7 protein-coding genes and 1 pseudogene are annotated in these 13,513 nt (G+C 68.0%); 1 reads left to right on the top strand and 7 read right to left on the bottom strand.

Annotated features, from left to right (window positions below):
- From D455_RS0124860 to rplJ, 5 genes and pseudogenes are all read right to left on the bottom strand, one after another.
- Positions 1-1,219 (bottom strand): annotated as a pseudogene (locus D455_RS0124860) (hypothetical protein); the annotation flags it as partial.
- 130 nt (positions 1,220-1,349) lie between these two features.
- The gene (locus tag D455_RS0124865) at positions 1,350-5,228 is read right to left on the bottom strand and encodes a DNA-directed RNA polymerase subunit beta' (RefSeq protein ID WP_017573381.1); all 3,879 of its coding nucleotides are present in this window, start codon (positions 5,226-5,228) and stop codon (positions 1,350-1,352) included.
- A gap of 34 nt (positions 5,229-5,262) precedes the next feature.
- Positions 5,263-8,730, bottom strand: coding sequence for a DNA-directed RNA polymerase subunit beta (rpoB, locus tag D455_RS0124870; protein ID WP_017573382.1), 3,468 nt, complete (start codon positions 8,728-8,730; stop codon positions 5,263-5,265).
- Positions 8,731-9,592: 862 nt separating this feature from the next.
- Positions 9,593-9,979 (bottom strand): 50S ribosomal protein L7/L12, encoded by a 387-nt coding sequence (gene rplL / locus D455_RS0124875; RefSeq protein WP_017573383.1) that lies wholly within the window; start codon positions 9,977-9,979, stop codon positions 9,593-9,595.
- A gap of 98 nt (positions 9,980-10,077) precedes the next feature.
- Positions 10,078-10,605: a 50S ribosomal protein L10 gene (gene rplJ, locus D455_RS0124880; protein WP_017573384.1), complete on the bottom strand. Its 528-nt coding sequence runs from the start codon at positions 10,603-10,605 to the stop codon at positions 10,078-10,080.
- A 466-nt stretch (positions 10,606-11,071) separates the two neighbouring features.
- Here rplJ and D455_RS0124885 point away from each other — a divergent pair, with 466 nt between their 5' ends.
- Complete coding sequence (locus tag D455_RS0124885; protein ID WP_026122953.1) at positions 11,072-11,914, top strand: LolA-like protein; 843 nt, start codon at positions 11,072-11,074, stop codon at positions 11,912-11,914.
- 238 nt (positions 11,915-12,152) lie between these two features.
- Here the strand turns inward: D455_RS0124885 and rplA are convergent, their stop codons facing one another.
- A complete protein-coding gene (gene rplA, locus D455_RS0124890) occupies positions 12,153-12,830 on the bottom strand; it encodes a 50S ribosomal protein L1 (protein ID WP_017573386.1) in 678 nt (225 codons plus the stop codon).
- Positions 12,831-12,949: 119 nt separating this feature from the next.
- Entirely contained in the window at positions 12,950-13,378 is a 429-nt protein-coding gene (gene rplK / locus D455_RS0124895) for a 50S ribosomal protein L11 (protein WP_017573387.1), read from the bottom strand.
- Positions 13,379-13,513 lie beyond the last annotated feature (135 nt).

Raw genomic sequence — 13,513 nt, forward strand, 5'->3', positions numbered from 1 at the left:
GACCACGATCGTCACCCCCCGGGGCGGGAGCGCCGTCCCAGGGCTGGCCGCCGCTGAGGGGGTCGTCCACCACCGAACCACCGGCCTCCGGAACGTCCGTCCACGGGGCCGGACCACGATCGTCACCGCCGGAGGCCGGAACGTCATCCCACGGCTGACCACCACCGGAAACCCCAGCGGCCCCCGGCTCGGAAGCCGCCGGAGCGTCCCACGCGGACGCGCCGAGACCGTCAACGGAGGCGTCACGCCCGCCGGAACCACCGGCCCCAGGAGCGTCAGCCCACGGAGCCGAAGCAGGGTCATCACCCCCGGGAGCGGGGGCGTCGTCCCACGGCTGGCCACCGCCCAGGGGATCAGCGGAGGTGGACGGAGCATCCCGGGCGGGCTCGTCGCGCCTGTCGGAACGGCCCGAGAGGGGATCGTCCCCCCACGGCTGGTCGCCAAGGGGATCCCGCTCCGGAGCACCACCGGACCACGGAGCCGGGCCGCGGTCGTCGCCGCCAGGAGCGGGAGCGTCCACGTCCCACCCGCCGGAACCACGCGCACCACCGGCGTCGGTCTCCCACGGCTGACCACCGCCGAGGGGATCATCCGCCACGGAACCACCGGCCGGATCGGAGGGCGCCTCCCAGGAGGAGGTTCCGCGCCCCTCGGCCACCGGCGTGTCATCCGCGCTCCAGGGCTGTTCACCGGAGGCGCCGGAACCGAGACCGCCAGCGGACTCCCGCCCGGAGGGGTCGGCGTCCCAGGGCCGGCCCTCCGCCGCGGTGTCCACCGAGGCGCCCCGGTCGCCCAGAACGGGGATCTCCTGGGTCCGCGGACCGTCGGACCGGGGATCCTCACGGTCGCCCCCCGCGGGAGCGTCCGAAGGCAGCGGCACCTGGGCACTGGCCGCCACGCTCGGCAGGCCCGGTTCCTCGGGCTCGCCCGGGATCCTGGTCAGCGGCTGGTAGGCCGACGACCCCGCACCCGGGTAGGAGATGCCGTGGGAGGGCGGGGACGGCGGACCGCCCAGCGCCTCCGGGTACGGCTCCACCATGGCCGGACGGGACGAGCTCAGCCCCGAGTATCCGCCACTGTCCGGGAAGACCGTGGCCCCGGTCTCCCCGTCCTCAAGCGGGTCCTGGTAGTCCGACTGTGTGCGGTAACGGTCCTCGCTCGGCTTGAACCACGAGTCCCCCGTACCGGAGTCCCGCCGTTCGCCCCCGTTATCAGTCACCTGTCCCTCTCCCGCCAGCGCAGTAGCGCCGTCTCCGTCCGCGTCAGCGGACCCTGTGCGCGGAACGGCGGCGGTACCACCCCCCGCGGGAGGTGGCCTACCGCCGCCGTCAGTTCAGCAAACCGCTCTTCTACCGGTTGTACGGCCCGAAGTCGTACTCCTCCAGCGGAACGGCCTCGCCCGAACCCTGCCCGAAGGTGTACTCGCTCGGCTCCTCGTACCCGGAGACCGAGTACATCGAGGCCTTGGCCTCCTCGGTCGGCTCGACCCGGACGTTGCGGTACTGCGGAATACCGGTACCGGCCGGGATGAGCTTACCGATGATGACGTTCTCCTTGAGGCCGAGGAGCGGGTCGCTCTTGCCGTGGATCGCGTTCTCGGTGAGCACCCGGGTGGTCTCCTGGAAGGAGGCCGCGGACAGCCAGGACTCCGTGGCCAGCGAGGCCTTGGTGATACCCAGCAGCACCGGACGTCCGGCCGCGGGCTGACCGCCCTCGGACACGACGCGGCGGTTGATCCGCTCGAACTTCGGACGCTCGACCATCTCACCGGGCAGCAGCTCGGTGTCGCCCGACTCCAGGATGTTCACCCGCTTGAGCATCTGGCGAACGATGATCTCGATGTGCTTGTCGTGGATGGACACACCCTGCGACTTGTACACCTCCTGGACCTCGGACACCAGGTGCTGCTGCACCGCGCGCGGGCCCTGGATGCGCAGGACCTCGTGCGGGTTGATCGCACCCTGGATCAGCTGCTGGCCGACCTTGACGTGGTCGTCGTCGGTCACGAGCAGCTGGGCACGCATCGGGACCGGGTAGGCGATCTCGTCCGTGCCGTCGTCGGGGATGACGACGATCTTGCGGCTCTTCTCGGTGTCGTCGATCCGGATCCGGCCCTCCATCTCGGAGATCGGGGCCACACCCTTGGGGATGCGGGCCTCGAAGAGCTCCTGGACACGGGGCAGACCGTGGGTGATGTCCTGACCGGCCGAACCACCCATGTGGAAGGTACGCATGGTCAGCTGGGTACCGGGCTCACCGATGGACTGGGCCGCGATGATACCGATCGCCTCACCGACGTCCACCGGCTTGCCGGTCGCCATGGAGCGGCCGTAGCAGGTGGTGCACACGCCGATCTTGGCCTCACAGGTCAGCGACGAGCGGATGCGGACCCGGGTGACCCCGGCCTCGATCAGCTTGTCGATGTTCTGCTCGGAGGTGTCGCTCAGGGCGGGCAGGACGACCGATCCGTCGGCGCCCACCACGTCCTCGGCGATGGTCCGGCCGAAACCGGTGTTCTCGACGTTGTGCTTGCGCACCACGACACCGGCGGCGTTCTTCTCGCCCACCTCGTGCCACAGCGACCGGTCGGTGCCGCAGTCGATCTCGCGGACGATGACGTCCTGCGCCACGTCCACCAGACGTCGGGTCAGGTAACCCGAGTCGGCGGTACGCAGGGCGGTGTCCGCCAGACCCTTGCGCTGACCGTGCGTGGAGATGAAGTACTCCAGCACGGACAGGCCCTCACGGTAGGAGGACTTGATCGGACGCGGGATCGTCTCACCCTTGGTGTTGGAGACCAGACCACGGATACCGGCGATCTGGCGCACCTGCATCGGGTTACCACGGGCGCCGGACTGGACCATCATCCACACCGGGTTGTCGGCGGGGAAGTTGTCCTCCATGTTCTGGGCGACCTCGGTCGTGGCCTGGGTCCACACCTCCGTGAGCTCCTGACGGCGCTCGTCGTCGGTGATCAGACCGCGGTCGTACTCGCGCTGGATCTTGTCGGCCTTGCGCTCGTACCCCTCCAGGATCTCGGTCTTGCGCGGCGGCGCGACGACGTCCTCGATGCCGATGGTCAGACCGGACCGGGTGGCCCAGCGGTAACCGGCGTCCTTGAGGGCGTCCAGCGTCGTGGCGACCTGGACCTTGGGGTAGTTCTCGGCGAGGTCGTTGACCAGCACCGAGACCTGCTTCTTGCCCACCTGGAAGTTGACGTACGGGTAGTCGACCGGGGTGCTCTCGTTGAACAGGTACCGGCCCAGGGTGGTCTCCAGGACGTAGGGCTCACCCTCCTGCCAGCCCTCCGGCGGAGTCCAGTCCTTCGGCGCCGGGGCGCCGTCGGCGATCCGGAGCTTGATCCTCGCCTGGAGGTCGAGGTCGCCCAGGTCGTAGGCCATGAGCGCCTCGGCCGGGGAGAGGAACGAGCGCCCCTCGCCCTTGGCTCCGGCCTTCTCCGTCGTCAGGTAGTACAGGCCGATGATCATGTCCTGCGTGGGCATGGTCACGGGCTTGCCGTCGGACGGCTTGAGGATGTTGTTGGTGGCCAGCATCAGCAGCCGCGCCTCGGCCTGGGCCTCGGCGGACAGCGGCAGGTGCACGGCCATCTGGTCACCGTCGAAGTCGGCGTTGAACGCCGTACACACGAGCGGGTGGATCTGGATGGCCTTGCCCTCGACCAGCTGCGGCTCGAAGGCCTGGATGCCCAGGCGGTGCAGCGTCGGGGCGCGGTTGAGCAGAACCGGGTGCTCGGTGATGACCTCTTCGAGGACGTCCCACACGACCGGGCGGGACCGCTCGACCATGCGCTTGGCGCTCTTGATGTTCTGCGCGTGGTTCAGGTCGACCAGGCGCTTCATCACGAACGGCTTGAACAGCTCCAGGGCCATCTGCTTGGGCAGACCGCACTGGTGCAGCTTCAGCTGCGGGCCGACGACGATGACCGAACGGCCGGAGTAGTCGACGCGCTTGCCCAGCAGGTTCTGACGGAAGCGGCCCTGCTTGCCCTTGAGCATGTCGGACAGCGACTTGAGCGGACGGTTGCCCGGTCCGGTGACCGGACGGCCGCGGCGGCCGTTGTCGAACAGCGCGTCGACGGCCTCCTGGAGCATCCGCTTCTCGTTGTTGACGATGATCTCGGGCGCGCCGAGGTCGAGCAGTCGCTTGAGGCGGTTGTTGCGGTTGATGACACGGCGGTACAGGTCGTTGAGGTCGGAGGTCGCGAAGCGGCCACCGTCCAGCTGCACCATCGGACGCAGGTCCGGCGGGATGACCGGAATGCAGTCCAGCACCATGCCCATGGGGCTGTTACGGGTGTTGAGGAACGCCGAGACGACCTTGAGCCGCTTGAGGGCGCGGGCCTTCTTCTGGCCCTTGCCGGTGCGGATGGTCTCACGGAGCTTCTCGGCCTCCTCGTCCAGCTCGAAGTTGGCGAGCCGGTCCTGGATGGCCTGGGCGCCCATGCCGCCGCGGAAGTACTTGCCGAAGCGGTCCCGCATCTCGCGGTAGAGCATCTCGTCGCCCTCGAGGTCCTGGACCTTGAGGTTCTTGAACCGGTTCCAGACCTCGTCGAGGCGGTCGATCTCGCGCTGGGCGCGGTCGCGCAGCTGACGCATCTCGCGCTCGGCGCCCTCGCGGACCTTGCGGCGCGCGTCGCCCTTGGCGCCCTGCTCCTCCAGCTCGGCGAGGTCGGCCTCCAGCTTGCGGTGGCGGTCCTCGACGGTGGAGTCGCGGCGCTGCTCCAGGTGCTGCTTCTCCACCGAGATCCGCGCCTCCAGGGACTGGAGGTCGCGCTCCCGGGCGTCGGTGTCCACCCACGTGACCATGTAGGCGGCGAAGTAGATGATCTTCTCGAGATCCTTCGGCGCCAGGTCCAGCAGGTAGCCCAGGCGGGAGGGCACGCCCTTGAAGTACCAGATGTGCGTGACGGGAGCGGCCAGCTCGATGTGGCCCATCCGCTCACGGCGCACCTTGGCGCGGGTCACCTCGACGCCGCAGCGCTCACAGATGATGCCCTTGAAGCGGACGCGCTTGTACTTGCCGCAGTAGCACTCCCAGTCCCGGGTCGGACCGAAGATCTTCTCGCAGAAGAGTCCGTCCTTCTCGGGCTTGAGGGTGCGGTAGTTGATGGTCTCGGGCTTCTTGACCTCGCCGTGTGACCACTGGCGGATGTCGTCGGCCGTGGCCAGGCCGATGCGCAGCTCGTCGAAGAAGTTGACGTCGAGCACTTAATTCGTCCCCTGCTCTCGAAGAATGCGGAAGTTAGACCTCTTCGACACTGCTCGGCTCCCGCCGACCCAGGTCGATTCCCAGTTCTTCCGCGGCGCGGAAGACGTCCTCGTCGCTGTCCCGCATCTCGATGGACATACCGTCACTGGACAGCACCTCCACGTTCAGACAGAGCGACTGCATCTCCTTGATGAGCACCTTGAAGGACTCAGGGATGCCCGGTTCGGGGATGTTCTCGCCCTTGACGATGGCCTCGTAGACCTTGACCCGGCCCACCACGTCGTCGGACTTGATGGTGAGCAGCTCCTGGAGGGCGTAGGCGGCGCCGTAGGCCTCCAGCGCCCACACCTCCATCTCACCGAAGCGCTGACCGCCGAACTGCGCCTTACCGCCCAGCGGCTGCTGGGTGATCATGGAGTACGGGCCGGTGGAGCGCGCGTGGATCTTGTCGTCCACGAGGTGGTGGAGCTTGAGGATGTACTTGTAGCCGACGGAGATCGGCTCGGCGAACGGCTCACCGGTACGGCCGTCGAACAGACGGGCCTTGCCGTCGGTGTTGATCAGGCGGTTGCCGTCCGCGTTGGGACGCACCGACTGGATCAGGCCGCTGAGCTCGTCACCGCGCAGACCGTCGAAGACCGGCGTGGCCACGCGGGAGTCCGGTGGCACGTCGGTCGCGCCGACGGCCGCCAGCGACTTCTGCCACTCGTCCTCGACCCCCTCGACCAACCAGCCGTTCTTGGCCAGCCAACCCAGGTGGACCTCCAGGACCTGGCCGACGTTCATACGGCCGGGGACGCCCAGCGGGTTGAGGATGATGTCGACCGGGGTGCCGTCCTCCAGGAAGGGCATGTCCTCCTGGGGCAGGATCTTGGAGATGACGCCCTTGTTGCCGTGACGGCCGGCGAGCTTGTCACCGTCGGTGATCTTGCGCTTCTGGGCCACGTAGACGCGGACCATCTCGTTGACGCCCGGGGCGAGTTCGTCGCCCTCCTCGCGGCTGAACACGCGGACGCCGATGACCTTGCCGGTCTCGCCGTGCGGCACCTTGAGCGAGGTGTCGCGCACCTCGCGGGCCTTCTCGCCGAAGATGGCGCGCAGCAGGCGCTCCTCCGGGGTCAGCTCGGTCTCACCCTTGGGCGTGACCTTGCCGACGAGGATGTCGCCGTCGACGACCTCGGCACCGATGCGGATGATGCCCCGGTCGTCGAGGTCGGCGAGGACCTCCTCGCTGACGTTGGGGATCTCGCGGGTGATCTCCTCCGGGCCCAGCTTGGTGTCGCGGGCGTCGACCTCGTGCTCCTCGATGTGGATCGAGGACAGGACGTCGTCCTGCACCAGGCGCTGGGAGAGGATGATCGCGTCCTCGTAGTTGTGGCCCTCCCAGGACATGTACGCCACGAGCAGGTTCTTGCCCAGCGACATCTCGCCCTGGTCGGTGGAGGGGCCGTCCGCGAGGACCTGGCTCTCCTCGACCCGCTGGCCCTCGGACACGATCGGCCGCTGGTTGAAGCAGGTGCCCTGGTTGGAGCGCTGGAACTTGCCCATGCGGTACGTCTTGCGCGTGCCGTCGTCGGCCATGACGGTGACGTAGTCGGCGGTGACGTCCTCGACGACACCGGCCTTCTCGGTGAGGATGACCTCACCGGCGTCGGTGGCGGCGCGGTACTCCATGCCGGTACCGACGAACGGCGACTCGGCGCGCAGCAGCGGCACGGCCTGGCGCTGCATGTTGGAGCCCATGAGGGCCCGGTTGGCGTCGTCGTGCTCCAGGAACGGGATCATGGCGGTGGCGACCGACACCATCTGGCGCGGCGACACGTCCATGTAGTCGACCTCGTCGGTGCTGACCTGCTCGAACTCCCCGCCCTTACGGCGGACCAGCACACCGGTCTCGGCGAAGGAGCCGTCGGCGTTCATCGGCGTGTTCGCCTGCGCGATGACGAAGCGGTCCTCCTCGTCCGCGGTGAGGTACTCGACCTGGTCGGTGATGCGACCGTCGACGACCTTGCGGTACGGGGTCTCCACGAAACCGAAGGAGTTGACCCGGCCGTAGGCGGCGAGCGAGCCGATCAGGCCGATGTTGGGGCCCTCCGGGGTCTCGATCGGGCACATGCGGCCGTAGTGCGAGGGGTGCACGTCGCGGACCTCGAAGCCCGCGCGCTCACGGGACAGACCGCCCGGACCCAGCGCCGAGAGGCGGCGCTTGTGGGTCAGGCCCGCGAGCGGGTTGGTCTGGTCCATGAACTGGGACAGCTGCGAGGTGCCGAAGAACTCCTTGATGGAGGCCACGACGGGACGGATGTTGATCAGGGTCTGCGGCGTGATCGCCTCGACGTCCTGGGTGGTCATCCGCTCGCGGACGACGCGCTCCATACGGGCCAGGCCCAGGCGGACCTGGTTCTGGATGAGCTCGCCGACGGTGCGCAGACGGCGGTTGCCGAAGTGGTCGATGTCGTCGGTCTCGATCGGGTTGGGACCCTTGACGGTGTCCTTCTCGACCTCACCCGCGTGCAGGCGGACGAGGTAGTCGATCGTGGCGACGATGTCCTCTTCGGTCAGCGTGCCCTGCGTGTAGTCGGTGTCGAGACCGAGCTTCTTGTTGATCTTGTAGCGGCCGACCTTGGCCAGGTCGTAGCGCTTGGGGTTGAAGTACAGGTTCTCCAGCAGCGCCTGGGCCGATTCCTTCGTGGGCGGCTCGCCCGGGCGCAGCTTGCGGTAGATGTCCAGCAGCGCGTCGTCGGTACCCGCGGTGGGGTCCTTCTCCAGCGTGTTGCGGATGGACTCGTACTGGCCGAAACGCTCCAGGATCTGGTCGGTGGTCCAGCCCAGCGCCTTGAGCAGGACGGTGACGCCCTGCTTGCGCTTGCGGTCGATACGGACGCCGACGAAGTCGCGCTTGTCGACCTCGAACTCCAGCCAGGCGCCGCGGGACGGGATGACCTTGCAGCCGAAGAGGTCCTTGTCCGAGGTCTTGTCGATGGACTTGTCGAAGTACACGCCCGGGGAACGGACCAGCTGGGACACCACGACGCGCTCGGTACCGTTGATGATGAAGGTGCCCTTGGAGGTCATGAGCGGGAAGTCGCCCATGAACACCGTCTGGCTCTTGATCTCACCGGTGTCGTTGTTGATGAACTCCGCCGTGACGAACATCGGGGCGGAGAAGGTCATGTCCTTGTCCTTGCACTCCTCTTCGGAGTACTTGGGCGGCTCGAACCGATGGTCGCGGAACGACAGGGACATCGTGCCCGAGAAGTCCTCGATCGGGCTGATCTCCTCGAAGATCTCTTCGAGACCGGACTGCTCCGGAACGTCCTTGCGGCCAGCGTTTCGGGCTGTGTCAACCCGGTTCTTCCACTTCTCGTTGCCCAGCAACCAGTCGAACGACTCGGTCTGGAGGGCGAGGAGGTTCGGGACCTCCAGTGGTTCCTGGATACGGGCGAAGGAAACGCGGTGCGGACCAAGGGCGTTAGCGGAGGCGTTGCGCGAGGCTGCCAACAGGGGTCCTTCCGAAGGCTTGTGGCGGTTGAAGCGCGCACGCCAGACGATCCGTCACGAGAAGGACCGCCGCAACGCGGTTGAGACGGTCACATCGAGCGGGAGCGGGCCACCGTATGTCCGGAAAATGGAGTGGCGGTAGCCTTCACCGGCACAGGGATCACCAAAGGGCAGCGCAAAAGAGCAGTGTAGCCGAACACCACACCGCTGTCCACTCACGGTCCACAGCGCCACTCACGACACCGGCAGGATCACCCGTGGAGGGCGATCCGTCAAGCCCGCACCCGGTGGAGGGAGCCTGTTTCCAACTGGCCGGATGGTCCGGAACTCGTCGGTGGACTGGTGCGCCTGCCCTGGCCCGGGGGTGGAAGCCAACGGACACCCGAAGGATTCCCCCGCCTCAGGCGGGTAAACACCTCTTCGGGCCCCACCGAGGGTTCCCGGGACGGGAGATTAGCGTGTCCGAGGGACAGTTCGCACATGCACCCCCGGATCCGGAGGTCTCTCGAACACGGCCCAGCTTCGCACACGCGGCAGGTGGAGCGGCCGCGGACACGGCGCGGTTCCGGAGAACCACGGTCTCCGCGCAGTTCACGGCGGTGTCGGCCCCCTCGGGGGGCCATCCCGCCGCGCATCGCACGGCGCTTCCCGCACGGCGGCCGGGCGAGCACCGCGGCCGGAGGCCGACCGTTGAGGGCGGTGGAGGGCGACGAAGAGGGCCAGCGCCGCGGCCGGAGGCCGACCGTTGAGGGTGGTGGAGGGTGACGGGCGGGCATGGGAAACACGAGAACGGCCGCCCCTCCCTCACGGGAGGAACGGCCGTCACGAGCAGACCAGCGGGCCCTCAGCGGCCCGCGGGGGACTACTTGAGGGTGACGCTGGCGCCAGCGCCCTCCAGGGCGGCCTTGGCCTTGTCAGCGGTCTCCTTGTTGACGCCCTCGAGCAGCGGCTTCGGAGCGTTGTCGACCAGGTCCTTGGCCTCCTTGAGGCCCAGGCTCGTGAGGCCGCGGACCTCCTTGATGACCTGGATCTTCTTGTCGCCAGCGCCCTCGAGGATGACGTCGAACTCGTCCTTCTCCTCCTCGGCCTCGGCCTCGCCGCCGCCGGCACCCGGGGCGGCGACCACGGCGGCCGGAGCGGCGGCGGTGACGTCGAACTTCTCCTCGAAGGCCTTCACGAACTCGGAGAGCTCAAGGAGGGTCATCTCCTCGAAGGCGGCCATCAGGTCGTCGTTGCTGAGCTTCGCCATGATGCGATCTCTCTTTCTCTACAGGACACGCGCGCCTGCGAGCGTCACGTGCGAGCCAGTGTCCGGACACCTTCGGTGCCCGGCGGGTTCGAAAATGTTCAGGCGGTCTCTTCGGCGCGCTTGTCCGCCAGAGCCTGCGCGAGACGCACAGTCTTGGAGGGCAGCGCCTGGAAGACGGCGGCGGCCTGGCCCTGCTTGGCCTTGAGCGCGCCAGCCAGCTTCGAGAGAAGAACCTCGCGGGACTCCAGGTCGGCCAGCTTGGTGATGTCCTCGGCGTTCATCGTCTTGCCGTCGATGACGCCGCCCTTGATCACCAGGGGCGAGTTCGCCTTCGCGAAGTCACGCAGACCCTTGGCCGCCTCGACCACGTCACCGTGGACGAAGGCGATGGCGGACGGGCCCTCAAGCAGGTCCTTGACCTGCTCTTCGAGACCGGCCTCCGTGACCGCGATCTTGGTCAGCGTGTTCTTGACGATGCGAAAACGCGCACTCTGGCCGAGGCTGCGGCGCAGTTCGGTGATCTGCGCCACGCTGAGCCCCCGGTATTCGGTCAGCACGGCGCCGTTCGAGCCGCGGAGCTCCTCCGCGATCTCGGCGACCGCGGCTGCCTTGTCCGGCCTCGCCATGGGACTCCTTCCAACAGTGAACGCTGGTTGGTTCCCAAGGACCCGTGCGATCGGCGTCAGCACGAGGAAAGGCCCCGGGCGCCAGGCGCACGGGGCAGGACCGCGTTCTCGGGGCGCACGGGGGCGCTCGGAACGGGAAGCTCTTGTGACACCTGCGCGGGCGCCCATCGCGGATGGGTCCTTAGGTCACCCGTTCGGGTGACGACCAGCGGTCTTCGGCAAGAACCCATCGTACCGCACGTGTCGGCGCCCTCGTCCCGCCCGGGCGTACGGCCCCTGTGACGGCGGACACCCCGGCGGAACGCGGAACCGTCCGGGGCGGGAGCCCGTCGGAGTCGGGGACCGCCACCGAACCGGACTCGAACGTCCGTCCGCCGTGGCAACATGTTCCCACCGGGCACTCCCCGCTCCCAGACGTGCCCGTCCCCCCTGTTCATCCCCCACACCAAGGAAGCGAAGAATCTTCGTGAACACGCGTATGCCGGCCCTGCTCACCGCTGGCACCCTGGCTCTGACCCTCACCGCCTGCGGCGGTGGCGCCCCCGAGGAGGAGCCCGCCAACGAGGCGGCGGCCACACCGGAGGAGGGCGGCGGCAACGTTCTCGACCTGGTCGCCGGACTCGGCGAGAGCACCCAGGAGATCGACAACTACACCCTCGACATGGAAATGGTCATGCCCGATCCCGACATGGGCGAGATCGACATGACCATGACCTACGAGGTCATGAACGACCCGGAGGCCACCCAGATCACCATGGTGATGCCGTTCCTGGGCGAGATGCTCCTGGGTCTGGCCGAGACGACCGGCACGGGCACCGGGCTGACCGCCGAGGAACTCGGCACGTCCATCCTTATCGTCCCGGCCGGCGGCGAGGTCCTGGTGTCCAACCACAACGGCCTCCAGGAGGTCGACACCCCGTGGATGCGCGGCCTCCAGAACACCGATCAGGTCAACCCCGACGACATGTTCGACATCAACACGCTGCCGGAGGTCGTGGGCGCGTTCTCCGAGATCGAGCAGGTCGAGGAGACTGGCACCGAGGAGATCAGCGGTGTCGGGACCACCGTGATCGAGGGCACGATGACCTCCGAGGAGATCGAGGCCATGAGCACGGAGCAGCGGAGCGCCGTGGACGACCTCATGGGCGATGTCACCGGGACCCTCAACGTGTCCTTCTGGATCACCGACGACGGGTTCCCCATGCGCATCGACATGGCTGACGACGAGGCCGACATCTCGATGGTCTTCTCCTCGATCGACGAGACCTCCTTCGAGATCCCGTCCGAGGACGAGATCACCGACATCTGACGCGGTGACCGGAAGGGCGTGCCGGTACGCCCGGTCCGCAGCGGCCCCGTACTCGTAGCGGGTCTCGGCGCTCCAACCCCGCCATGAACGGGATCGGCCGGGGTCGAAGCACTCCGGCCACACCAGAAACACTTCCGGCCAACTCATCAGAAGGCCCGGAAACAAACGAAACGGTCCCCGAGTCCAGCGGACTCGGGGACCGTTCCCGTCAGACGACGGCCGACGGACGGCGCGAAGGCTAGGCTTCGAGCGGGATGCTCGGGCCCATGGACGTGGTGACCACGGCCTTCTTGACGTAGCGGCCCTTGGCGGCGGACGGCTTGAGGCGGTTCACCTCGTCGATCGCGGCCTGGTAGTTCTCCACCAGCTGCTGGTCGTCGAAGGACGCCTTGCCGATGATGAAGTGCAGGTTCCCGTGGCGGTCCACGCGGAACTCGATCTTGCCGCCCTTGATGTCGGTCACGGCCTTGGCCACGTCGGGGGTGACGGTGCCCGTCTTCGGGTTCGGCATCAGACCACGCGGACCGAGGACGCGGCCGAGGCGACCGACCTTGCCCATGAGGTCCGGGGTGGCCACGACGGCGTCGAAGTCGGTGAAGCCCTTGGAGACCTTCTCGATCATCTCGTCGTCGCCGATGATGTCGGCGCCAGCGGCGCGAGCCTGCTCGGCACGGTCACCGGTCGCGAAGACCAGGACCCGAGCGGTCTTGCCGGTGCCGTGCGGCAGGTTCACGGTGCCGCGGACCATCTGGTCGGCCTTGCGCGGGTCGACGCCCAGACGCAGGGCGACCTCGACGGTCGCGTCGAACTTGGTGGTGGAGGTCTCCTTGGCGAGCTTCACGGCCTCGGCGGCGCCGTAGAGCTTGTCACGGTCCACCAGCTGGCTGGCTTTGCGGTGGTTCTTGCTGCGCTTCACGCTGTTCTCCTGGGGAACGTGTGGTCACGGGGCCAGCGCATGGCCCTGCCACGGTGGTTGCGAACGTCGAGCGTCCCCGGTCGCTCCGGCCGCACTGGCCGGCGCCACCGTACGGGGAGCTACTTGACCTCGATGCCCATCGAGCGGGCGGTGCCGGCGACGATCTTGGTGGCGGCCTCGATGTCGTCGGTGTTGAGGTCGGGCAGCTTGGTCTGCGCGATCTCACGGACCTGCTCGGTGGTGATGGAACCGGCCGTGGTGCGACCCGGGTCGGTGGCGGCCTTCTCCATCCCGGCGGCCTTCAGGATCAGCTTGGGCGCCGGAGGCGTCTTGGTGACGAAGCTGAAGGAGCGGTCCTCGTAGATGGAGATCTCCACGGGGATGACGCTGCCGCGCTGGGCCTCCGTAGCAGCGTTGTACTGCTTGCAGAAGTCCATGATGTTGACGCCGTGCGGACCGAGGGCGGTACCGACGGGCGGCGCCGGGGTGGCCTGACCGGCGGGAAGCTGCACCTTGACGAGTGCGGCCAGTTTCTTCTTCGGAGGCATATCGGGTCCTTTGCCTGATCTGCGTTGTGTGCTGGCCCCGTGGCCTCCCTGACGGCGCCGCACGGCCACGGGGGCCGGGGCACCGCTGCCGAAGGAGGCGAGGGTTCCGCGCTCAGCGGGCGCGGGGCGGGGGGC

The sequence above is a fragment of the Nocardiopsis halotolerans DSM 44410 genome (genome assembly GCF_000341065.1).
Lineage (GTDB): Bacteria > Actinomycetota > Actinomycetes > Streptosporangiales > Streptosporangiaceae > Nocardiopsis > Nocardiopsis halotolerans.